A 25597-nucleotide genomic window follows, 5' to 3' on the forward strand; every position below is an offset into this window, starting at 1 on the left:
GGTGAGGGAAAATTTCTCACCTTTTTTTAGTTTCATTTATTTGTTGGCGCTTTTGGCTTGGTGTACAATTATATATTTTCTTAAATAACTTCATAAATTGTTTATAATTATAAAATCCATTATCCTGAATAATATCTAATATATTGTTATCTGTATTTATAAGGTCATTATACATATTTTCAAGTCTAATATTGTTTACATAAGAGGTAAACGTTATTCCTATATGTGTTTTAAAAAATCTAGATAAATATTGAGGTGTTAAGTTTACAACTTCACTTGCTGTAGATAGAGAAATTTGTTCTTTGTAGTTTTCTTTTACATAATCAGTTATAATTTTTAATCTATCGAAATATTTATCTGTATCTTGATAAGATATTGAATCTGTAGAAATTGAATAATTACCATATAAAATATATAAAAATTCATATAATAAGGCTTTTGAGTTTAATATATATAGTTGGGGTTCTTTGCTATATACTTCATATAATTTATTTAAAGTGTTTTTTAATTTATTTACAGTAACATCATCAATATTATCAAGTAATTCTCTGTAATTAATATGTAACTCACTTATATTAGGTATATTTTCTTCTAAAAACTTATACGGAATTTGAAGAACTATAGATTCATTACTATCAGGACAAATAGCTGAATGAACTTGCTTTGGATTTAATATTATTAAATCATTTGATTTTAAACTCAATTTTTCATTGTCTATAAAAAGATCAAAACTTCCATTAAGTATAAGAATAACTTCAAGACTATAATGCCAGTGTTTAGCTGTAAAACTTCCGTTATCAACAGATAGATACAGCTTTACACCTATATCATCATGGATATTTACTGATTCATGTTTAAGTGTATTCATAATAGACTCCTAAATAAAACAATTTTTTTGATTTTTCCTAAATATCTGATATATATAAATATTATCATAGATACTAAAAAAAAATAAATGAAAAATGTTATTGAGTTGATGTTCTTTGAAGTTTTTTTATAAGCAGATGTTTTAAATGGTGTCATTGGAATTATTAATACTGGACTTATTGTAAAATATATAATAAGCGCCCTATAGAATCTAACTCTACGGAACGTTTATTGTATAGAAAAACAAATTAGCATAAAATTATATATGTGATTGCAACAAATGTATAGTAGCAAAGTTTAGTTAGATATAAGCTAGATGATATTAGGTAGCGGCATTTTGTAAAGCAAATTATTAAATAATAGATTATTACGGAATATATAGGAGATAAGTTATGGATAAATCAAGAAAAAAAGAATTAATACAACAATACAAAGAAATGAAACCAGAGATGGGTGTATATATGTTTAAGTCTATAAATACAAATACTGTTTATTTAGGTTGTGACAAAAACATAAAAGCAACAATAAATGGTGATAGGTTTAGATTGAATTTAAACAATCATAGATGTAAAAAACTTCAAAAAGATTGGAATGAAAACAAAGAAGAGAACTTTGAAATAAAGGTAGTAGAAGTACTTTCTTATGATGAGGATGAAAGTAAAGTTGATTATAGTGAAGATCTAAAAATATTAAGAGAAATGTGTAAAGATAGATTTACGGATGAAAATGTAGAGGAAATATAGAAAGTAGAATATAAGCTAATTTAAAAGCTATGATAAATATTGAAGTTATTAGTTATGGTATAATTAAATTAATTAACTAACTCAATAAATTTTATCGTAAAATAGGGTCAACTTTAGCTTCAACAGTTGCAAGTTATGCCCTAGGGTTAATAGGATACATTGTAGGAGCTGTATCTCTGCTGAAAATATAAGATACTTAAATACAGGTATGATAGTTGTAACATGTATACTTGAAATTATAGGAATATATTTAAGATTTAATTTAAATAATAAAAAACTCAGCAAATGTATAATGAATTAAAAGAAAGAAGATGAAGGGGAGAATAAAAATACGTACTCGTTTTTTACCTAGATTAACAAATTATGAGGTTGAAAAATATTTAGATAAAGAAGATATAAGTATATTTAAAAAAATTTACTTATATCTTTTTTTACGACTATCAATAGATAGATAAAACTTTTCGATTATTATTTAAGTTATATCACAAAATATCTGTATAAAATTAAATATATAGAGAATTTAGTAATCTAGATTTTCTTGTAAAGTAATGTTACAATGTTTAAAGTTATTGGAATAATAAGGATGTGAACTAGATGAAAAAGAAAGTATTATTTTTAGCAATTATTTTTATATTTATAATAACAATAGGTAATTGCATTTATTCTAAAAATGATCAACTATCTAAAAGAGAAAAGGTAGAGGACTTTGAGTATGTGTACAATGCTATCAAAAATGGATATCCTTATCTAGATGTAAATAAGAGACGTAACAATCTAGATTGGCTAGGAAATAAGGATAAATATCTAAAAAGAATTAAAAATACTAAAAATGACGAAGAATTTATAGAAGAAATGTCATCTATATTATCTGACTTAGATAATAGGCACACTGAATTAATAGATAATAAAAAACGATATGAACTTTTTAAAAAATCATATTCTAATAATAATTGGTATGATTTTCTTGATGATAAAAAAGTGGTAGAGAGATATAATTCTATAAAGCCTAAAATAAAAATATCAAAGGATATTTTTTTAAAAAAAGAATTAATTTTAAAAGATGTAATTAAGAATAAGGTTGGATACATATATTTACCATCAATGGCATCAAGGAATGGATCTACAGATAAAGATCTAAAGATGATTGGAGATTATATTAAAACCTTAGGAAAACACAAAGCTTTAATTATTGATATAAGAGGAAATTTAGGAGGAAGCGATAGGTATTGGCAAGGAATAGTATCTAAGCTTATAAAAAATGATATTAAAATAAATGGTTATAGAACTTATAGAAATAATAGTAAAATAGTTAAAAGATATACTGATGTAAGAAATATAAAGTTAGAACCTATAGAAAATCTACCAATGAATGTAAAGAAGAATGCACCAGAGGAAACTTTAAAAAATTTTAGTGATTTTGAAAATACGTCTTATACTATAAAAGCTAATAATGATTTGAAATTTGAAGGCAACATATACTTGCTTGTAGATGAAAAAATATATTCATCATCAGAGTCATTTTCTATGTTTTGTAAGGAAACTAAATTTGCAACATTAATAGGACAAACTACTGGAGGAGATGGTGGAGGACTAGACCCTGTATTGTTTAAGTTAAAAAACAGTGGCTTAATAGTTAGGATGGCAAGTGGTATGTATTTAAATAAATATGGTATATGTGATGAAGAATTTAAAACTACTCCAGATTTTAAAATAAAAGATTGTAAAAGAACTACAAATTTTAAAGATGATAACTGTATAAAAAAGGTATTAGAACTTGAAAATATTAATGATTAAATAATAATCAAAATCTACCTAACGTTACTTTCTTAGTTGGAAAAATGAAAGAGGAAAATCAACACTTTTAGAAGCTGTAGAAGTGGGTTAGGGATTTAATCTAGATGTTAGGATAAAGTACTATTTTATAAGAAGTAACTTTTAATAATGTATGCTATGTTTATTAATACTAATACTTTAAATATATAGAAATTATCTTAATTACCAATGTAGTATCTATCTATACAAAAGGGAATAGAGCTAGAATACATAGATGAGACAAAAGGAACTGATTACATCTTCTCTTTGTTTTTGTGTTCAAGTAATTTTTCAGTAATTGTTATTTGTAAAAAAGAGCCAATAATTATAAATGAAAATTAGATTAATAAAAGGATGTAATTGTAATAGATAAAAAGAAAGTACCTGTAAAAATGGTTGATATAGTATCACTAAAATTAATAAAAGAAAGTAGTGTTCTATATGTAACTGTAAAAATAAGTAGTCATTATGATGCTTGTAGATTAGTGGAGAATTTTTTAGTAGATAGTGATAGAGAAAAGTTTGAAGTAGCATGTTTAGATATAAAAAATTAGGAAGTTATCATAGAAGTTGTAAGTATATATAATAAGTAATTTTTGTATAGTATAGTAATAAAAGGTAATTATATATAAGTCTAAAAAGTTTTAAAAAACATAAAATTTTTTATAACAGATTTGTAACTAAAAACCTGTTGAAAGTTTAATGTTATATGTTTTATACTACAAAAGTCGACACGTAAAAATAAATTAATTTAAGAATAAAATTTTATATCGGAGGATAAAATATATGATAAAACGTATAATTCCAGTAATACTATCTGCAACATTACTTATGACAGGCTGTACAAACACTAAATCAGAAACAAGCGATACTATAGAATCAACAAAACTTACGTATTCTAATTTAATAGATGAAAAAACTCAAAATGAGATAAGAGATATATTAATAGAAAATAAAATAGATAAAAAACAAGCAGATTATTTTATTAAACTTGTGCAAAATTATAATGATAAATCAGATATAAATAAGTTAAAAACATCTAAGCAAGATTTTACAACTATAAAAACTCAGCAAGTTCCGTATGATGAATTATATCTAGATGAAAAATGGGACTTTAATAAATTGAACTATATGGATTTTAACTGTAGATTAACTGCATTTTCAATATTTAAAAATTTCATTAAATCAGAAGATAAATTTATAGGTGATTCCACTTCATTAATGTTTGATAAAGATGCAATAAATGATAATCCTATGAGTAAATTTAGCAAAGAAGATATAGATAAATTTACTAATTTATATGCAGCTGTAAAAGTGAAAAATACACAAGATATAAATAAGCATGCAGAAACTATAAAGAAAGAATGGGAAAAAAGAAAAATATCATTTGTAGGTAATAAAAATATATCAATGATAAATGTATTTTTACATTCACCAGAAGATAGTGAGGTATTTGTAGGACATGCAGGTATTTTGTTACAAACAAAAGATGGATTATTATTTATTGAAAAATATGCACCATCTTTACCATTCCAAGTTTCTAAATTTAAAAATAAATTAGAACTAAAAAAATATTTAATGGATAGATTGGATAATGATACATCTGGTAATGGTTCATCAAAACCAATAATAATGGAAAATAATGAGTTAATTAAATAGAGTAAATTGAAAGTTTCAACTTAATTTCTTTAGATATATAATGTTCGTTTCCAACATTGAAATTCACGAAAAAGGTATTGACTAAATCGTCAATACCTTTTATTTATATATATGTGAACTTAGATATAATGATTTTTATGATAAAAAGTGCTTAAAATAGGAGCATTTTCTAAATTATTAACAATTAGAATTAGCATGTTAATATATATTCATATGTGTCTTCTTTTGTAAGTATTGCTAAAACTCAAGTGTTAAGTAAAGCAGATACTAATGAAATGATATTTTTACTTCCTTTAATTGTAATAAATTCTTAATAATATAAAATAGGACTAAATTTAATGTCTTGATAATAAGAATGAAAAAATGATATGCTAAGTATTAGATAAAATTAAGAATTTAAGTAATATAAATGGGTTTGAGGTGGTATTAGTTGATAAAAATAGCAATATGTGAAGATGAAAAAGAACAACAAGGGTTGTTGAAAACATATATAGATCAAATATTTGAGGGATTAGCTCTTAAATATAAGTTGGAGGTATTTAATTCGGGGGAAGCATTACTTGAAAGCTATCAAAAAGATACTGACGTACTTTTATTAGATATACAAATGGGGCAAATCAATGGAATGGATACTGCCAGAAAAATCAGAACGTTAGATGATAAAGTAGAAATTATATTCATTACATCATTAATAGAATACGCACTAGAAGGCTATGAGGTAAGAGCTTATAGATATTTAATAAAACCAGTGAAATATGAAAGTCTAAAAGAAAATATAATAAATTGCATAAAAGAAGTGGATATAAAAAATAAATATATTATAGTAAAAGAACAAGGTAATCAAATTAAATTAGATATAAATGAAATAACTTATGTAGAAGTACAAAAAGAAACTATAATTATACATACTTTAAATGAGGTTTATAAAACTAAGGGAACAATGAATAATATTGAAAAGGAGATAGATTGTAGCAGATTTTTCAGATGTCACAAAAGCTTTTTAGTTAACCTAGAGCATGTAAAAAGTATAAAACAGTATGTTGCAATACTTGAAAATAGTGAGGAAGTACCTGTTAGTAGGTATAGATTTAAGGAGACAAAAGATAAATTTTTTGATTTAATAGAGGCTAAGTTATGTTAGGTTTTTATAGAGCTTTGAGTATTATAAATATGCTTATGTTCATGTTTTGTTTTTTTATGCTAATGAATAAAATAAGTTATGCTTATAAAGATAAAATTAATATTAAATCACCATCAATTTTATTACTAGTTATATGGTTGGTCGTAAGAGGTATACCTTTTGGATTTGTAGCACTACAAATTTTAATCAGTATAGTTTTAATATTAGTTTTAATTTGTAAAGTTATTTATAAAATAGATATAATAAAATCTATCATTTATTCTGTAATGTATAGTTTAATATATATATTGATAGAATGTAGTATTTATTGGTTTTTATTAATAACGTTTAAATATATGGGTTATTATATATATATATTGAATCTCGGAATAAATTTTTTAATTATTTTTTTATGTATTTATTTTCTTGATAAGCTAGAAGAGTTTTATAAAAATAACAAGTATTATTTATATATATGTTTAACCATAATCGTTAATATATTTATAATTGTACTTCTAAATATGTCAACTTCAAAAATAAGTGATTTGTATAGTATAGTAATAAAAAATAATATTGAATATAACAATATTGTATATACGGTTAAGATATCTAGTTTTATGGAATATGTATTTCCTTATATCTTATCTATAACAAACATAATTTTGATATTTATTTTTATAAATTCTGTAAAGTCAGAAAAAGAAAAAGCAAAAAAGGAACTTGCAAATGAAAAGTTAGATATGCAATATAAATACTTTTTAATAGTAAAAGAATCACAAGAAAAAATGAAACGAATATATCATGATATGAATAATCACATGGAAAATATAAAATCATTAAAAAATAGTAGTGAAGATGTAAATAAATATATTAACAATATAGAAGATGAAGTAAAAGAAACTAAAAATATTTATAACACAGGAAATGTACTACTAGATATTATCTTTCATGAAAAAAGCAAAATATGTATAGAAAATGGTATAGATTTTAATGTAGGTATAGATTTTAGTAAATGTGAATTTATAGAGATGATTGATATAAGTAGTATATTTTCAAATTTAATAGATAATGCAATAGAAGCATGTAACAAAATTGATGATAATAATATAGAAAAATATATAATTATAAAAAGCACTTTTATAAAAGGGTACTATGTAGTCAGATGTGAAAATAGCAAGACAAATAAAGTAATAATTAAAAATAATAAGATTTTTACATCTAAAAAAGATAAATTCTTTCATGGGATAGGTCTTGAAAGTATAAAGTCTTCAATAAAAAAATACAATGGAGAATTAAAATTTAAGGATAATGAGTATAAATTTATAGCTACTATTTATATACCAGTTGAATAAAAATTTAATAGGATTATTAATTTAGTAAACTTGCAAGTTAGGATTTAGTATGCTAGTTATCGGTGAAAAAATACCACTTGTCGGACTTATATTGAATCGAAATTTTAAAGATGTTACCTTTTATACAGAGAAGGTAGCATTTTTTTATACGATGATTTAGTACAAGAAGAGGAGGTAAAGTTTTGACTATATTTAAACTAGCAATAGCGTATATGAAAAAACAAAAGGGAAAAACAGTAGCACTGATATCAAGTATTGCACTTTCAGTAATGCTTATTTTTTCTATGATTGTAATTAGGGATTCAGGATATGATTCTCAAATACAAGAAGCAAAAGATTTACATGGAGGGTATCAAGTATGGTTTGAAGGCATTGGCATAGACAAAGTCAAAGAACTAGAAAGTGATAGTCAAATAAAAGAATCAAGTAAAGTTAAATATTTATGTGAAATAGTAGATAAAGAAAGTGGAGTTAAATTTAATTTAAACTCATTTGATAAAGATTTTATAGAATCTCTTAAGTATAAGATGGTAGGAAGAACACCTACAAAAGATGGAGAAATAGTAATAGAAAAAGAAACAGCAGAGCAGATGGGTATAAGTGACCCATTAAATAAGACTATTGATTTAATGTTAATGAATAAGTATGTGGATGATGATGGAGCTAATCAGATAGATAGTGTTAACAAAAGCTTTAAAATTGTCGGAATACTTGAAAAGCCAGATAGATATTATGAATCTTTATCTAGCTCAATAAGTGGAGTTAAGACTCAAGCTTTTATATATGAAGATGCTAAGCTCCCACTAAAAACTGAAGGTACATATAAAGGAACAATATTTCTTAAGTCAGAAAAAAATACATCTAAGTTTTTAAGTAAAATGGGAAAAAAGTTAAATCTTAGCTTTGATAATTTACGTGAAAATTCGGAAGTTAGTGCAGCTAAGTCATTAAAAGTCAGATCTGAAAATAGCATAGAAAATATTAAGAAGACTATTATTTTAATTATTGTGTCTTGTCTTGTAATATACAATATTTTTAATATTATTTTACAAGATATGATAATACAAATAGGACTTATGAGAGCAATTGGTATGTCAATGAAGAAAATTAAGAGTATGTTTGCAGAGTTGAGTCTTATTTATATAGTTTTAGGGACGACAATTGGTATATTATTTGGAATAATCCTATCGTACATGGGAGTGAAAATGGTGTATGGATATAGCTCTATGTTAACCATAGGAATTCCAAGTATAATTTATTCTTTTGCAGTTGCAACAATATCAGTATCTATAAGTAGTTTTATAGTAGTCAGAAAAGCTATGAAGATGTCTATAATTGATTCAATAAGAAGTAGTGAAAAGTATGAACGAAAATCAAAATCTAAAAATATTAAAACAAACAGAACACATAAAAATATGATTATAAGTATTGCGAGGAGAAATGTATGGAGAAATAAATCTAGAACTATCATAACAATGATTGTAATTACAATGGTCGGAATAATGTTTATATCTACATTTGCAGTAAAAGATACATTAAAAACTAATATAGAGGAGGGTATAACAGGCGGTATTTGGGGGATGTCTTATGGAAGTGTAGATAAAGCGGTAAGTGGTAGCTATAATGGAACAGAAAGCCTATTTTACAAAATTGATAAAGATATGATACAAAAGGTGAAAAATATAGATGGAGTAGAAAGTGTAGAGCCACACTTTAATAATCCTAATGGGTATATATTACTTTCCAAAGATCAAATATCAAAAGCTTATCAAGATGAATTAAACAGAAAAAATGTACTATATCAAGAAAATCATAATAATGAATATCCTCTTCTTATAAGAGGTTATAGTGATGAAATGTTAAAAAGTAGAGAATCTTTTATTAAAGAAGGAAAAAACTTGATAAATCTTAAAGAAGGACAATACAAAAAAGTTATACTAGTAAATAATACAAACTCACAAGTTACGCATTCATTTGAGGCAAAAGTAATTGATGGTGCAAAGGTTGGAGATGTTATAGATATAAAATTACCTGTATATAAAGGTGGTATAAAAAAGTATGAAATATTTAATGTTGAAGTTAGTGCTATTATGAAAGAAGTTTATGCAGCAGCTCAAGATGGTAATGTTGATGCCAATGGAGCACAGGTAATATTTCGGGAAGATGACTATAAAGAGTTAACAGGTCAAAAGGATTATAACAAAGTTTTTGTAATGACTCAAAAAGGTGAGTTATACCCAGTTGAAAAAAGATTAGAGAAACTAACAAAGGATTATGCATTTACATCAATCGGTGGTAAAGGTGAAGATTTAAAATTTATTGGAGCACAACAAAATTCAGAGGACAGACTATCAGTAATATATCAGTGCTTAATTTTACTTATACTTTCTGTGAATAGTATTTTTATTATGAGGAGCAATATCATTGCACGAAAAAAAGAAATATCAACACTAAGAGCGCTTGGAATGAGTATCAAGGACATCAAAAAAATACTAATAATTGAAAGTGAGTTTTATGGAATGGTAGCCTCTACAATAGGAGCTATAATTGCAACAGCTTATCATAATTGGGGTATTGCAAGCACTAATAAAACTCTTATTGCAGGAAGCTTTGAAAGGACTATAGAGCATAGCATTCCTTTAAAACAAATACTTATGCTCTTTGCGATTTTTAGTATCATAGGACTTGTTGCAGTATATTTATCTAAAGACAAGATAGAAGGGACATCAATAACTGATGGAATTTCACAAAATTAAAACAAATATATCTGAACATATAAATGATATATAAGGAGGATATTATGAAAAAATTAAAAGCATTAAGTTTAAATAAAATATATGGAAAAAATAATAATGGGGTCAGAGCTATTAATGAAATAACCTTAGAAATACAGCCTAATAAATTTACTGCAGTCGTAGGAGCAAGTGGTAGTGGTAAAAGTACATTGCTTCATTGTCTAGCAGGTCTTGATAAACCTACTTCGGGGAAAGTATTTATAGATGACTTAGATTTATATACTTTAAATGATGATAACCTATCAAAGATAAGAAGTGAAGAGTTTGGATTTATATTTCAAAGCTATAATCTAATACCAGTTATAAATGTTTATGACAATATAGTACTTCCTATTTTACTTAGTAGAGGGAAAATAGATAAAGACTATATAGATGATTTAATAGTTAAATTAGGGATAAGACCTCAAATAAAAAAATTTCCGAATGAATTATCAGGAGGACAGCAACAGAGAGTAGCAATTGCTAGAGCACTTGCAAATAAGCCTTCAATAATATTTGCAGATGAGCCTACTGGTAATTTAGATAGTAAAACAACTGATGAAGTAATGGATTTATTAAAGTTCTGTGTAGATGAGTATAAACAGACATTAGTTATGATAACTCATAATGATGAAATAGCTAACAGTGCGGATTATATTATAAATATTAGTGACGGTAAAATTATTTCAAAATAATTATATTTATTTTTATCATAGAAGTCTTATTATTAAAGTATTTATTAATATACAAAATGAATAATATAGAAAATATAAAAATAGAACCTAATTTAGGTTCTATTTTTATATTTCTTTAATCAATTCTTTAACAGCACATACATCAGCAGGAGCCCACTTTAAAGAATCCAAATTATCTCTCTTTAACCATAGAAGCTTAGAATGTTCATCAGCAACAGGAGTACCATCAACCAATTTGCATTTTAAACATGTAAGATTTACAATAATTTTCTCATACTCATGAGTATTATTATTAAAAACATCTATAGCCTTAACATCACACTTTAGCTCTTCTTTTATCTCACGCTCTATAGCTTCATGTAATGATTCTCCTTCTTCAACTTTACCACCTGGAAACTCCCACATATTAGGAAGTACCATTTGTGGTGATCTAAGTGCACAGAGTATTTCATTATTACCATTTTCTATTATAGCGGCAACTACTTTTACTTTTTCCTTCATTTAATTCACCTCAACTATTTTATATCTATTTATTATACCCCATATTTAATAAGTTTTCATTTGATTATGAAAAGTTAGAAAAAAGATAAATAAGTATAAAAATCCAAAGTATATAAAATAATAAAAAATAGATGAAGATAATTAGTCTTCATCTATTTTTAAATTTATATTAACAAAATACATTACATCTTCTATTTTTTTAGGTAAATAAAATTTATAGGTTACATAGGCACTATTATTGTCAGGACATTTAAAATACTTATTAATAGATAGTATATATTCATTTATTTGACTTACTGTACCATAAAAATCAACTGAAATATATTTTCCACTAATATCTTTTTTCATAGAGTCTATATCTTCTTTACTGAAATATTTATTAAGTATATGAGTATTTTGAGTATTTTTTATTACAAAAAGAAAGTTTTCATCTTCTTTTGCTGTAGTATTTTCAATAATATTATAAAGGTAAATATAAGTATCACTTATTTCTTCATTTAAATAAGCTAACTCTTTTTCTAGAGAAATAGTATTTATTGAATAACTATTTGAATTCAATAGCTTTTTCATATCTAAACCATAAAGAGTATCATTTATTTGTGTTACTTTTAAATTTTTAAAGTTATACTCATTTTCAAAAGCAGTTACAATTTCTAATATTTCTTTACTTTTATTTAAGTTATGTTCTAAATGTTCTAGTTCTTTCTTTTTCATTTCTAGTATTTCTTCTTGTTTTAATACTAAGTTTTTGTATTCATTTAAGTTTTCACTTTCTATAGTTTTCTTTATATCTGACAAGGATATACCTAAAAGTTTTATCCCAAGAATCAAACTTAGTTGTTCTAAATCTTTAAATAAATAATATCTATATCCATTTTCTTTATTAACCTCAGGTTTTAAAATTCCTATCTTATCATAGTATCTTAGTGTTTCTTTACTTATATTGAAAATTTTACTAACTTCACCTATTGAAAGCTTCATCTATAGCACTCCTTTTATATTTAGTATATATATTTTACCTAATCTATACAAATGTTTATAGTGAAAATAGTTAGATCCAAAATAAAAAAATTTCTTATGCATTAAAAAAAGTTACAAGAGATACAATTGCTTATATATCTTATAATATAATTATTTATATAGAGTTATTTTGTACTAGCATATTCTAGGACTTGTATATTCTTAGGAGTAGAGGGTAATTTGTATTTATACATCAAATAGAATGAAATAATGCAGGTAATTACTTCAGCAAAAGGAATTGTAAGCCAAATACCACTTATACCTAGAAGCTTTGGCAATATAATAATTCCTATAACTATAAATATTAACCCTCTACTTAAAGCTATTATTATAGATTCTTTAGCATATCCTATAGCAGTAAAATATGATGAATATATTATGCTAAATCCACTGAAAATAAATGCAAAAGCATATATTTTAGCTCCATTTTTAGCTAGATCTAGAACAAATTTATCTGAACCAACAAATAGATTAATTAAACTATCACTAAAGAAAAATAGTGTTATAAATGTAGATATGCATACTACAAATGATATTATTAACGATAGTTTTACTATAGCTTTAACCCTATCAAATTCTTTTGCACCATAGTTATAGCTTATTATAGATGTTATACCATCTGCAATTCCAAATACTGTTAGCATTCCAAATTGAGATATATAGTTAACACTTGTGAAAGCCGCAATCCCTGATTCACCAGCAATTTTAATAAATGCATTGTTAAATAAATATGCAGATACAACAGTAGCTAATGCGGACATAGCTTCAGATGAACCATTATACACAACAGGGATTATAGTATCTTTATTAAATTTACCTACAAAGAAGTTTATAAAATTCTCTTTTTTTAACATTGGTGATACAACCACAATAAATACAGAAGAGTATGAAAGTCCTGTAGCAAGACCAGCGCCAGTTATTCCAAACTTTAACTCTTTTATTAATATATAGTTTAAAATTATATTTACTAGTAAACTTACAATCATACCTTTAAAGTACAAATCAGGTTTTTCCACAAGTCTATCAGCAAATCCAATTAAAAAGGCTAGGCACATTGGTAATATACATATTGATATCACTCTTATATATTTTGAAACATTATCAATCAATATATCATTAGCACCTAGAGTAAAACCTATGTTTTTACTAAATAAAACTCCTATTATTGAGAATAAAATAGCACAGATGCTTAGCAATATAAGCGATGTTTTGAAAATATCTTGAGTTAATTTTTCATTACCTTCACCTAAACTTCTACCCATAAAGCTCAAAGAGCCTACACTAATTAACATTGAAAATCCTATAATAAATTGTATATATGGACTACCTAAGCTAACACTAGCCATAGCATTTGGTCCAATTAAATTTCCTAAAAACAAACCATCTATTACAGTTTGCATACCTGCAATTACCATGGCTATAATAGCAGGGACTGAGAATTTTATAAACAGTTTTGAGATTTTACCTTGTTTTAATATGTTTTCTTCCATATTGTTACCTCCATAATTAAGTTATGTTTTTGATTATAGAGGGTGAAGTAACTTCAAGGTCAATACATATTTTTTACTTTAATATTATTATGTCAGAATAATTGCAAAATACATAAACTATCTATAAGAAATGGACTTATATTAATATATACAAAGAAAAAATAATACCAAATAATAATTTAAAGCTTTGTACAGAAAAGAAATAATTATTTAATACTAGATAAAAAATCTATGTATATAATAGACATAGATTTTTTCTTGTTTTGAATATAGTTATGATGCTAATATTTTAAGCTTAAATATAAAGTAAATAATTACACAAAACACTTAATAAGTAATATATAATAAAATCGTAAGTAAGTTTTAGAAATTATAACATTTATAAAGTATAAGGAGGGTGGATATGAAAGTATTATTAGTAAATGGAAGTCCGCATTTAAAAGGATGTACTTATACAGCTCTAGAAGAAGTAGCAAAATCACTAGAAGCAAACGGCGTCGAAACAGAAATATTCCAGTTAGGAACAAAACCAATTTGTGGATGTATAGGATGTGGAACATGTACAAAAATTGGAAAATGCTTTATTGATGATAGTGTAAATGAATTTATAAAAAAAGCAAAAGGAGCAGATGGATTTATATTTGGTTCACCAGTTCACTATGCAGCAGCATCTGGGGCCTTAACTTCATTTTTAGATAGAGTATTTTATAGTGGTTCAAAACACCTTTCATATAAGCCAGGAGCATGTATAACAAGTGCTAGAAGAGGAGGAACTACTGCAACATTTGACCAACTTAATAAATATTTTACAATAAATAATATGCCAGTAGTAAGTTCTCAATATTGGAATATGGTACATGGAAATACTCCTGAAGAAGTAAGAAAAGATTTAGAAGGTATGCAAGTTATGAGAGTGTTAGGTGCTAATATGTCATGGTTAATAAAATGTATAGAATTTGGAAAATTAAATGGTATAGATATACCACAAAAAGAAGAGAGAGTAGCAACTAATTTTATTAGATAAAGTGTACATATGAAATTAAAAATTTAAAATAATAGATTATAAATTAAAATAAAGGATATAACTTCATATGTAAGGGAGGGATAATATGAAAGTAACATATATATACCATGATAGTTTCTCTGTAGAGTTTAATGAAGCTATATTGCTATTTGATTACTTCCAAGGAAAATTACCAGACTTTGACAAAAATAAAAAACTTTATGTTTTTGCAAGTCATAGTCATAGTGACCATTTTAGTCCGGTAATATTTGACTTAAGATCGAAGTATAAAAATATAAAATACATATTATCAGATGATATAAAAGTAACAAAAGAAAAAGACATTTACTTTGTAAAGGAAAATGAAACAGTATACATTGATGACTTAAAAATAGAAACTTTAAAGTCAACAGATCTAGGAGTAGCATTTATAATAACTGTAGAAGGTAAAACTATTTACCATGCAGGAGATTTGAACTGGTGGCATTGGGAAGGCGAAATTGATAGTGAAAATAAAAAGATGGAAAAGATGTATAAGCATGAAATAGAAAAGATAAAAAATAGATACTTTGATATTGCATTTGTACCACTTGATTCTAGACAAGGAAAGTATTTTTATTTAGGGTTTGATGAATTTATGAGAAATACCAATACTAAATTAACTTTTCCTATGCATTGTTGGGGGGACTATTCTCTTGTAGATAAGTTATCTAAAATGGAGAAATCTAAAGATTATAAGGATAGAATTATTAACGTTAATGAAATAAATAGAGAATTTGATATCAAGTAAGAAGTAAGTAGAACATATTGATAGTTACAAAAGAAATTTATACTGTATATAATGATAAATATATAGAATAAAAGAGGGGGTCGTGAAATACGATACCCTCTTTTATCATACTTATAATATTTTTAGTATTTGGATGGAATTTTGTATAACTAAGTTTCATTAAGTTTTATTCTTTAAATGTATAAATTTATAAGAAAAGTTACTTATATTTATATAGTTGTAAAATGTATTTGTAATTAAAATTTTAAAATAAATTTTACTATTAATTGAAAAAAAGGTAAAATAATGTATAATTATATATAAATACAATAAAAATAAAAAGCATAGGAGGAAGAAATTGAAAAGAGTTGCTATATATACTTGTGGGGATGTTTCACAAAGATGTACTGCTAATGGATGCTTTAGGGCATTTAATGAATGTAAAGATTCATTTGAGAGATATGAAGGTAATTGTAAATTAGTTGCTTTTAATACTTGTAATGGTTGTGATGAAAAGCCATTAGAAAGTTTAGATATAAAAATAGAAAAATTAAAAAAAGCAGAAGTTGATGTAATACATATATCTACATGCATAAGAGGGAGATGCTCTCATTACGAAGAGTACGCTAAAGAATTTGCTAAGCATTTTGAAGTAATTGGATATACACATGGGTCAAAAGAAGGCAAAAAGAACAATAATATAAATATACTAAAAAGTGAATAATCACAAGAAAGCCAGGTTAAAGACTTGGCTTTCCTATACAATCAATCAAAATTATCTATTTTTAGAAAATTTAAATAGAAAAAGTTATGTAGCTATTTAATTGGGTAATATTATATACGAGGTGATGAAATGGATAATTTAGAAAGTAGTTGTATACCTGACAATGGAAATTGCTCAGATTCTTTTAAAATAAGAATTGTTTTTGAAAGTATTTTAATAGGAGTAGGTGTAGGATTTATAGTTTCCTTGTATAGGTTATGCTCAAAATATGCAGAAAAAATTAGTTTAAATATCTATAATTTTATGGCTAACTATTTGGAATATGTAATTTTGGGAATACTAGTGTTTGCTATTATAGGATATATTGTTGGATACTCAGTTGAAAAAAATCCTATGATATCAGGTAGTGGTATTCCACAAATTGAAGGATGTTTAAAAGGAAGATTAAAAATAATTCATTCTTTTAAAATTTTAGTAAGTAAATTTGTAAATGGTGTACTAGCAATGGGCGCTGGACTATCTCTTGGTATAGAAGGTCCATCTATTCAATTAGGTGGGAGTTTTGCACACGCTATATCTAGACGATTTAAACTAAGTAAAAAAGAATTTGTATATTTATATTCAACAGGAGCGGGAGCTGGTCTTGCAGCAGCATTTAATGCACCATTTGCTGGAGTTATGTTTATCTTAGAAGAAGTACATAAAAGTTTTTCTCCAGTACTATTTATAACAGCAGTTGCAGCTTGTGTAAGCTCTGATTTAGTTACATGGATATTTTTTGGAGAAACGCACACTTTAATAGTTGACAAAGTTTTAAATATGCCAGCTAATTACTACATATCTTTAGTAATACTTGGAATAGTTATTGGTTTAAGTGGTGTTATATATAATAAAGGATTACTTAAAACTATAGACATATATTCAAATATAAATACAAAATTAAGATATAAAATGATTATACCTTTTATGTTAGCCATTGTATTTGGCATGTTTTTACCTCAAGTTTTAGGTGGTGGGGATAAGCTTATAAATAGTATATTATCTAGTGGACTTACTACTAAGTTAGCTATAATATTATTAATAGGAAAATATATATTCTCACTTATAAGTTTTGCACCAGGAACTCCTGGAGGTATACTATTTCCTATTTTAACATTAGGTGGATTAGTAGGAATTATATTTGGAAAAGTTTTAGTTTTAATGGGAGTTATAGATACTTCATATTTAAATAACTTTATATTATTAGCAATGGCAGGGATGTTTACATCTGTTGTCAGAGCTCCTATTACTGGATTTATATTAGTATTTGAAATGAGTGGAGCACTTACTCAGCTAGGACCTATTATAGTAGTCTGTGGGGTTGCGTATTTAGTAGCTAATTTATTAAATTGCCCTCCTATTTATGATTCTTTACTTGAAAATAAAGTTAAAGCTTATGATAAAATTAAAGAAAGCAGTAAATAATATTTAAATAGAAAAAAGCTAAGCATTAAGCTTGGCTTTTTATTTTAGTTTATTTAGCTTTTAATAGTAATTCACTTTGTTTAATGAATAACCTTATTTTATTATAGAGTTTTGTATATAACTTTTGATATATCTTTAGATTCTATAGTAGTTTCTTTTAACTCAAGTACATTTATTAATATTAACTTACTCAATCTATCATCTATATTATTTAAGAAATCTATAATATCTTTTGTAGAAATATCCTTATTTAAAAGCATATCTATATCGTAAAATAAAACTAAGTTATGTGATGAATTTTTATTAGTGTATTTCTTAAAGTTATTTACTAAGAAACGTAGTTTATTAATAAATATATGTTGCTTATGTACAAATTCATTTAAATCATCTGATAACAAAATATTATTATTAAAATATATCTTTTTATTAAGACGTATATTTTGAGTAATTACATCCTTTAAATCATCATTAATAGTTCCATTCACTAATCCTGTATTGTATAACTTGGCAAGTATTTGCTCATTTAAACTTAAGGAATTCTTAACTTCGTTTTTTGTAACATCACTCATTTTATATGGTAAAATTACTTTGTTTGCATATAGAGCAATTATAGTACCTAAAAGAACGAAAAATATTCTACTGATAGATAGCTCATTTATATTATTACCAATAGATGCTGCTCCTAGAGCCGAAATAGTTGTGCATATCATTTGATACTTATACTCTGTTTGGTAATTACTGATATATCCAACTATAAGTATAATAAAAGCTCTCATAGAATTATCTGTTACTATAGAGAATAAAATTTCAAATATAATTAATCCAATTATAGTTCCTAAGATTCTTTCCCTACCTTTAGTTTGTCCAGATTCAAGATAAGGCTGGACAATAGATGATAGACTGAAAACTAACCATTTACCATGTGGTATATTAAAGAAAGCAACTACAAATACACCAATACTAGTAATTAATGCACCTCTAAATGCAAAAGTAAACTTAAGAGAGTCCTTATTTAAATTATTTTTTAAATCATTTAATCTATCAACTGCATTTGATACGAAATACTTTTCACAAACTTCTTTTGAATTTTTTTCTTTTGAAAGTATTAAGTCTTCTTTTAATAAAATTACGCAACCTTGTAATTCATAAATTTTGTAGTACTTTGAGTTAGATTTTTCGCTAGCAATTAAGAATTCATCTATTTTAAGTATAACATCATCAACTGTTATATTTCTATCTATAAACTCATCTATATTACAAAGTAATGCTTTTATTTTATTTAAGATATAAGTAAATTCTTCATTAATTGTATTGTTTTTAACTTCATCTAGTATTAAGTTTACACTTTCTAAAAACTGACATATAAATAATGATTGGATTAATGAAACTGGAAGTTCAATATTTTTATCCAATCTTTTATATACATCTGATATATGCTCTTTTAGTGTATCATAAGTTTTAGAATTTAAATTATTTACACTTTCTATACTATCATTATTTATCATTAATACTATTTCTTCATTAATAGACTCTATTACCGTTTTAATAGTAACTTTAGATTGCTTTTGTAACTTATTTTTATTTGCAATCATTTGTACTGTCATTATAAAAAGTCCACAAAATATAAGAGATACTAATCTAGTAGGCAATTCATTGATGCTAACAGGTGTATAAAGCATAAAGAAATAACCTAGTGTAAAAGCAATATATGTAGGTTTTTTTGTATTATATGTAAATTGGTATAATATAAAAAATATAATGGCAAAAGTTATAACTAATCCTAAAAAAGCATTAGTTGATGCTAAAAATGAACTAACCCCAAGTAATACTTCAATAAATACAAAATATATAGTACTTTTTATTGGTGTTATTGTATAATCAGTACCAAGTAAAGAAAGAGCTGCTGTAATGCCTGCAACTCCAACTAAGGTATTAATTTCACCAAATATAGATTTAAAACCTATTATAGCAGCAACTATAACTAAAAACATTATAGTTGTTGAAATTACTTTTTTCTTATCCATGTCAAAGCTCCTTTGTAGTTTGAAAGTTTAATTTTTTATTAATTATACCCGTATTCTTTATACTTAAATCTAGAGTGTTACAGTTTTATCATTAACATATAATGATATTTTTATTGAACATGATATAGTTTAAACAAAGGCATATATGAATTTGAAAATTTATTTAAAATAATGATATAATTATTTGATAATATAATAAAATGTATAACTTATAAAGGGGAAAAATCAAAATGAGAAATATACTAGTAGTAGAAGATGACATTATGTTAAACCATGGAATCTGCTTTAATCTACAAGCAGATGGGTTTAATGTAATACCTGCATACAATCTAAAAGAAGGGGAAAATTTTTTTAATAGTAATACTATAGACTTAATAATACTAGATATAAACTTACCAGATGGAAATGGTTTTGAATTTTGTAAAAAAATTAGAAAAAATTCTAATGTAGGAATACTATTTCTAACTGCATGTGATATGGAATCAGACATTATAAATGGATTTAAAATAGGTGCTGATGATTATATAACAAAACCATTTAGTATAAATATATTAATGCAAAGAGTAAGAGCTTTGCTTAGACGTTGTAGTAATAAAGAAAAACATGAAGATATTCTACTTGAAGGGGAATTTGAATTTAATTTTGAAAAAATGCTAGTAACTAAAAATAAAGTAAATATTTTACTATCACCAATAGAATACAAAATACTGAAAAAATTAGTAAAGTGTAAAAACCAAATAGTTACAAGACAAGCACTAATAGATTCAATTTGGGATAATGATTCAGAATACATAGAAGAGCATGCCCTAACAGTAAATATTAATAGACTAAGAAGTAAAATAGAAGATAAATCGTCTAATCATAAATACATAAAAACTGTATATAAAATGGGATATATGTGGGTTGGTGAAAAGAATGAAAAATAGCAAAAATATTTTTAGTAACTATTATATAAACTTTTCTATTATATATATAATAATATCAATAATAGCACTTCTTTTAATCCGACAACAAACAGAAAGTATTATATATATGTATCCAAACTCTTTTGAGGAAGTTAAAAAAATTAACAATATAAGTTTTTGTTTTCTATTTTTATCATTAATAATAGGGATATTATTTATATATATTGTGAGAGTAAATATTATTAAATTTAGTAATGATATTATAGATAATATAGACGCTTTTATATCTGATAAAGAAATAATTTTAGAAACTAATGATGACACTTTACTATCTAAAATACAAAATAAATTTAAATATATGATAGAAATTATGGAAAATAAAAATAGCAGATACTTAGAGGAAAAAGACAATATAAAGTCTTTAATAGCTAATATTTCTCATCAAATAAAAACTCCAATAGCCAATATTTCTATGTATAATGAAACCTTAATAAATAGAGAACTAGATAGAGATAAACAGATAACATTTTTAAAAAATATGCAACAGCAAGTTAATAAATTAGAGTGGCTAGTTAAGTCCCTCATAAAAATGTCTAGGTTAGAAAATGGAATAATAGCATTAAATATTCAAAGATATAGAATAAGTGATACAATTGCAAATGCACTTAGTGGGGTATATTTAAAAGCAGAAGAAAAAAACATATACATAGATGTAGATATTGATGAAAAATTAGAACTTTATCATGATAAAAAATGGACTAGTGAAGCAATATTTAATATTGTTGAAAATGCAGTAAAATATACAAAAGAAAATGGGCATATAAATATAAAATTAGATAAAATGGAGCTATTTACTAAAATAAGTATAGTAGATAATGGTATTGGAATAGATGAAGGTGAGATTAATCATATATTTAAGCGATTTTATAGAAGTTGTGATGTAATAAACACAGAAGGTGTTGGAGTTGGTCTTTATCTAGCAAGGGAGATTATAAATAAGCAAAGTGGATATATAAAAGTAGAATCTAAAAAGGATGCAGGAACAACTTTTTATGTATATATGAAAAATTAATATACAAAATATCAAGCACTGTTAATTTAACAGTGTTTATTTTTGTTAAATATCTCAAAATTGTTATTATTCATATAAACAATATCACAATACTGTGAGGATTTTTAAAATATTTATATGATAACATTTAAGTAAATAAGATGAAAAAAATTAAAAGGGGATTTTAATTAAATGAAAATATTAGAAAGTAAAAATTTAAAAAAATACTATGGAACAGAAGAAAATATAGTAAAAGCACTGGATGGAGTTGATATAAGAGTAGATAAAGGAGAGTTTGTTGCTATAGTAGGTACATCAGGGAGTGGTAAAAGTACATTACTACATATGTTAGGAGGACTTGACAGACCTAGTGAAGGAGAAGTGGTAATTGATAACAATAACATATTTAAAATGAGCGATGAAGAACTTACCATATTTAGAAGACGTAATGTTGGATTTGTATTTCAAAACTATAATCTAGTTCCTATACTTAACGTTTTTGAAAATATAGTACTACCAATAGAACTTGATGGATGTAAGATAGATAGTGAATATATATATGAAATAATAAACACATTAGGGCTTAGTAAAAAAATAGACGCCTTACCTAACAATTTATCAGGAGGTCAACAACAAAGAGTAGCAATTGCAAGGGCTTTAGCCACAAAACCATCTATAATACTACTAGATGAACCAACAGGAAACCTGGATAGTAAAACTGAACAAGATGTCCTTGGGCTTTTAAAAGTAACTAGCAATAAATTTAGTCAAACTATAATAATGATAACTCACAACGAACAAATAGCACAAATGGCAGACAGAATTATAAGAATTGAAGATGGAAAAGTTGTAAGTAGAGGTGAGAGCCATGCTACGAAATAACAATCAAGAAATTATAAAAAAGCTAATTAAAAGGAGCTTTAAGGTTAATAAAATTAGAAATACTATATCTATTATAGCCATAGCATTAACCACAGTCTTATTTACATCACTATTTACAGTAGGAATATCTATGATGGATGCTTTTAATAGTTATATGATGATGGAATATGGAACAAGTTCTCACGTACAGATGCAAGATATAGATAAAAGACAGATAGATATAATAAAAAATAATGAAAGTGTAGACAAAAATAGTATAGGTATAGTTAAGAATATTGATAGTGCTAAAAATCCAGAGTTTTCAACTCAAACTGTAAACTTAGCAGTTTATGATAAACAAAGTGTAAAAAATTCTATACACACAGAAATGATAGAAGGGAGTTTACCGAAATCTAAAGAAGATATAGTTATGCCAATAGAAGTATTAGATATGTTAAAACTGCCTCATAAAATAGGTACTAATGTGAGTATAGATATTCCAGTAGTTAAAGATGGTGCTTATACTGGAGAAAATAAAACTTATAAGTTTAAATTAAGTGGATATTTCACATATAAGACAGCAACAGCTATTCCACTTCATGATATGTATGTAAGTGATGATTTTTACAATGAATATAAAAAATATAATGAAATAGGTCCTTTATGTATAAATTTTAATTTTAAAAATGATAAAAACTTAGAAAAACAACTTGAAGATTTAATTAATGAAATTAAACCATATTCAGGAAAATACAGTGTAAATCCAACATTTTTAGATAATCAAGTAACAAATCCTAGTGAATTTATAAAAAATGCTCTTCCAGTAGTTTTATTAGTAATTGTAATACTTACAAGTGGATATCTTTTAATATACAATATATTCTACATTTCAGTAGTAAAAGATATAAAACATTATGGACTACTTAAAACTATAGGAACATCACCAAAGCAATTAAGAAAATTAATAGTAAATCAGGCTAATAGATTATCATTAATAGGTATACCAATAGGACTATTTTTAGGATTTATAATAGGTAAAATATTACTTCCTTTAGCTATGAAATTTACTACTATGTCAGATTTAAAATCAATAGACTCAAGCAATATAGCTATATTTATAGGTGCTACTATATTTTCATATGTAACAGTAAGAATATCTTGTATGAAACCTGCAAAGCTTGCAAGTAGTGTATCTGAAGTAGATGCTACAAGATATAGCGACAGAGATAGCAATATAAAGAGAAAAGCAAAAAAAGGAAAAAGTGGCTCTAAGATTCATAAAATGGCACTTTCAAATATGTTTAGAAATAAGAAAAAAGCATTGTTGGTCTTAATGTCTATGTCTTTAAGTTGTATGATATTTTTAAGTGTATCAACTATAATAAGTAGTTCAGACCCAAAAAGAGCAGCAGAAGGTATGATGGTAGGTGATATAGAAATACAACATGGAGAAGCACAAAACTCAAGGATACATGAAAATATCATACCAATAGATGAAGAATTTATAAAAGATGTTAAAAACTTAGATGGAGTAAAAAGTGTAGATAGAATATATAAAGACTATCTAGGGCTTGTAGCTTATGAAGGAGCAATAAAAGAAGAATTACTAAGCCAACCAATAAATGAAGACCATGTAAAAAGATTTTGGAACGGGTATGATTTTAAAGAAGCTGCAGATACTAACAAAAGCGTAACATTAGATATAAGTGGAGTATCTTCAGGGAAAATAATTAAAGAAATGATAGAAAATAATATGTTAGATTATTATGGTGAAGGAAATATAATAGAAGGAAAGTTAGATATAGAGAAATTTAACAAAGGTGGATACATAATAATTAGAGGACATGAAAATAGTAAGATAAAAGTAGGAGATAAAATTAAGTTAAAATACCTTAAAGGAAATACTATAGAAGAAGGGTATACAGAGAATGAATTTGAGGTAATGGCAATAATTGGTGCAGGGGAAAACTTCAGCATGGATGTATATGTAAATGAAGATGACTATAAAAAAATAGTACCAAAAGCATATGTACAAAATGTAGTAGTTAATGTATACAAAAATGTAGGTGAAGTTGAAAAGAGTATAGAAAAATTAAATGATAGTTACGCCAATCCATATACTCATATTTCTTCAAAGAGAACATATATAGAAGAAGCTAAGGAAACTCAAGCTATGATAACTACTATAGGAATGAGTGGGGTATTTATAATAGGATTAATTGGAGTTTTAAACTTTATAAATACTATGGTAACTAATATAATGTCAAGAAATCAAGAATTTGCAATGCTAGAAGCAGTAGGAATGACTAAAAAACAACTTAAAAAGATGTTAGTACTAGAAGGTATGTATTATGGAGTTATAATAACCTTTATAAATCTTACTTTTGGTAGTTTAGCTACTTTTCTAGGATTTAATATTATGAAGCTTAGATACTCTGTATATACTTATCCAATAGAAGCTTTATTAATATGTACAGTGTTAGTACTTTTAGTAAGTGTAATTGTTCCTTTAATAGTTTATAAAGTAACTTCTAAAGAAAGCATAGTAGATAGAATTAGAGTAAGTGAATAAATTATAAAAATGTTTTTTAGTGAATTAAAAAAGCAAAACATTTATATACCACAACTTAATAGTTGTGGTATTTTTATATAGTATTTGAAATCTTAAATACGTATAATTACTTAAAATTTAAAGGATAGAAATTGTAAAAATGCTTATATCTTAGTTATTGAGTAAGTGTAAATCATATTAAGAGAATTTTA

Annotated in this window: 21 protein-coding genes; 16 read left to right on the forward strand and 5 right to left on the reverse strand. The window is 25.3% G+C overall.

The genetic code is table 11. The features are described from left to right. Nucleotides 1-16: 16 nt before the first annotated feature. Nucleotides 17-868, reverse strand: coding sequence for an AraC family transcriptional regulator (locus tag I4U89_RS03995; protein WP_195938553.1), 852 nt, complete (start codon nucleotides 866-868; stop codon nucleotides 17-19). A 391-nt stretch (nucleotides 869-1259) separates the two neighbouring features. Here I4U89_RS03995 and I4U89_RS04000 point away from each other — a divergent pair, with 391 nt between their 5' ends. The 8 genes from I4U89_RS04000 (at nucleotide 1260) to I4U89_RS04035 (ending at nucleotide 11022) form a co-directional block, all read left to right on the forward strand. Beyond that, nucleotides 1260-1610 (forward strand): GIY-YIG nuclease family protein, encoded by a 351-nt coding sequence (locus I4U89_RS04000; protein ID WP_195938556.1) that lies wholly within the window; start codon nucleotides 1260-1262, stop codon nucleotides 1608-1610. A gap of 594 nt (nucleotides 1611-2204) precedes the next feature. After that, a complete protein-coding gene (locus tag I4U89_RS04005) occupies nucleotides 2205-3404 on the forward strand; it encodes a S41 family peptidase (RefSeq protein WP_195938558.1) in 1200 nt (399 codons plus the stop codon). 410 nt (nucleotides 3405-3814) lie between these two features. Continuing rightward, nucleotides 3815-3976, forward strand: a complete 162-nt coding sequence (locus I4U89_RS04010) for a hypothetical protein (RefSeq protein ID WP_243279129.1) — start codon at nucleotides 3815-3817, stop codon at nucleotides 3974-3976. 232 nt (nucleotides 3977-4208) lie between these two features. Next, nucleotides 4209-5081 (forward strand): DUF4300 family protein, encoded by an 873-nt coding sequence (locus I4U89_RS04015; protein ID WP_195938560.1) that lies wholly within the window; start codon nucleotides 4209-4211, stop codon nucleotides 5079-5081. Nucleotides 5082-5511: 430 nt separating this feature from the next. Next, nucleotides 5512-6222: a LytR/AlgR family response regulator transcription factor gene (locus I4U89_RS04020; RefSeq protein WP_195938562.1), complete on the forward strand. Its 711-nt coding sequence runs from the start codon at nucleotides 5512-5514 to the stop codon at nucleotides 6220-6222. A 500-nt stretch (nucleotides 6223-6722) separates the two neighbouring features. Continuing rightward, nucleotides 6723-7553, forward strand: a complete 831-nt coding sequence (locus tag I4U89_RS15665; RefSeq protein WP_243279130.1) for a sensor histidine kinase — start codon at nucleotides 6723-6725, stop codon at nucleotides 7551-7553. A 182-nt stretch (nucleotides 7554-7735) separates the two neighbouring features. Continuing rightward, a complete protein-coding gene (locus tag I4U89_RS04030; protein ID WP_243279131.1) occupies nucleotides 7736-10309 on the forward strand; it encodes an ABC transporter permease in 2574 nt (857 codons plus the stop codon). A gap of 44 nt (nucleotides 10310-10353) precedes the next feature. Continuing rightward, a complete protein-coding gene (locus I4U89_RS04035; RefSeq protein ID WP_195938566.1) occupies nucleotides 10354-11022 on the forward strand; it encodes an ABC transporter ATP-binding protein in 669 nt (222 codons plus the stop codon). A gap of 105 nt (nucleotides 11023-11127) precedes the next feature. Here I4U89_RS04035 and I4U89_RS04040 read toward each other — a convergent pair whose 3' ends face one another. The 3 genes from I4U89_RS04040 to I4U89_RS04050 all read right to left on the reverse strand — a co-directional run bounded on the left by I4U89_RS04040 (nucleotide 11128) and on the right by I4U89_RS04050 (nucleotide 14033). After that, on the reverse strand, nucleotides 11128-11523 hold the full coding sequence (locus tag I4U89_RS04040) for a (deoxy)nucleoside triphosphate pyrophosphohydrolase (protein WP_195938568.1): 396 nt from the start codon (nucleotides 11521-11523) through the stop codon (nucleotides 11128-11130). Nucleotides 11524-11664: 141 nt separating this feature from the next. Continuing rightward, the gene (locus I4U89_RS04045; RefSeq protein ID WP_195938570.1) at nucleotides 11665-12504 is read right to left on the reverse strand and encodes a MerR family transcriptional regulator; all 840 of its coding nucleotides are present in this window, start codon (nucleotides 12502-12504) and stop codon (nucleotides 11665-11667) included. A gap of 164 nt (nucleotides 12505-12668) precedes the next feature. Continuing rightward, on the reverse strand, nucleotides 12669-14033 hold the full coding sequence (locus I4U89_RS04050; protein ID WP_195938572.1) for an MATE family efflux transporter: 1365 nt from the start codon (nucleotides 14031-14033) through the stop codon (nucleotides 12669-12671). 403 nt (nucleotides 14034-14436) lie between these two features. Between I4U89_RS04050 and I4U89_RS04055 the strand changes: the two genes are divergently transcribed. The 4 genes from I4U89_RS04055 (at nucleotide 14437) to I4U89_RS04070 (ending at nucleotide 17993) form a co-directional block, all read left to right on the forward strand. Beyond that, nucleotides 14437-15057 (forward strand): flavodoxin family protein, encoded by a 621-nt coding sequence (locus I4U89_RS04055; RefSeq protein WP_195938573.1) that lies wholly within the window; start codon nucleotides 14437-14439, stop codon nucleotides 15055-15057. 85 nt (nucleotides 15058-15142) lie between these two features. Further along, a complete protein-coding gene (locus tag I4U89_RS04060) occupies nucleotides 15143-15826 on the forward strand; it encodes an MBL fold metallo-hydrolase (RefSeq protein WP_195938575.1) in 684 nt (227 codons plus the stop codon). Between the two features lie 337 nt (nucleotides 15827-16163). Continuing rightward, entirely contained in the window at nucleotides 16164-16529 is a 366-nt protein-coding gene (locus I4U89_RS04065; RefSeq protein ID WP_195938577.1) for a CGGC domain-containing protein, read from the forward strand. Nucleotides 16530-16658: 129 nt separating this feature from the next. Then, nucleotides 16659-17993, forward strand: coding sequence for a ClC family H(+)/Cl(-) exchange transporter (locus I4U89_RS04070; RefSeq protein ID WP_195938579.1), 1335 nt, complete (start codon nucleotides 16659-16661; stop codon nucleotides 17991-17993). Between the two features lie 101 nt (nucleotides 17994-18094). On the opposite strand, the gene I4U89_RS04075 is transcribed toward I4U89_RS04070, so the two are convergent. Continuing rightward, complete coding sequence (locus I4U89_RS04075) at nucleotides 18095-20017, reverse strand: FUSC family protein (RefSeq protein WP_195938581.1); 1923 nt, start codon at nucleotides 20015-20017, stop codon at nucleotides 18095-18097. Between the two features lie 230 nt (nucleotides 20018-20247). On the opposite strand from I4U89_RS04075, the gene I4U89_RS04080 reads away from it, so the two are divergent. The 4 genes from I4U89_RS04080 to I4U89_RS04095 all read left to right on the forward strand — a co-directional run bounded on the left by I4U89_RS04080 (nucleotide 20248) and on the right by I4U89_RS04095 (nucleotide 25406). After that, nucleotides 20248-20943, forward strand: a complete 696-nt coding sequence (locus I4U89_RS04080; RefSeq protein WP_195938583.1) for a response regulator transcription factor — start codon at nucleotides 20248-20250, stop codon at nucleotides 20941-20943. Continuing rightward, nucleotides 20933-21994, forward strand: a complete 1062-nt coding sequence (locus I4U89_RS04085) for a sensor histidine kinase (protein WP_195938585.1) — start codon at nucleotides 20933-20935, stop codon at nucleotides 21992-21994. The genes I4U89_RS04080 and I4U89_RS04085 overlap by 11 nt, the downstream gene beginning before the upstream one ends. Before the next feature lie 171 nt (nucleotides 21995-22165). After that, nucleotides 22166-22855, forward strand: a complete 690-nt coding sequence (locus I4U89_RS04090; protein WP_195938587.1) for an ABC transporter ATP-binding protein — start codon at nucleotides 22166-22168, stop codon at nucleotides 22853-22855. Then, a complete protein-coding gene (locus tag I4U89_RS04095; protein ID WP_195938588.1) occupies nucleotides 22842-25406 on the forward strand; it encodes an ABC transporter permease in 2565 nt (854 codons plus the stop codon). The genes I4U89_RS04090 and I4U89_RS04095 overlap by 14 nt, the downstream gene beginning before the upstream one ends. The last annotated feature ends 191 nt before the right edge of the window (nucleotides 25407-25597 follow it).

The organism is Romboutsia sp. 1001713B170131_170501_G6, assembly GCF_015668195.1.
Lineage (GTDB): Bacteria > Bacillota > Clostridia > Peptostreptococcales > Peptostreptococcaceae > Romboutsia_C.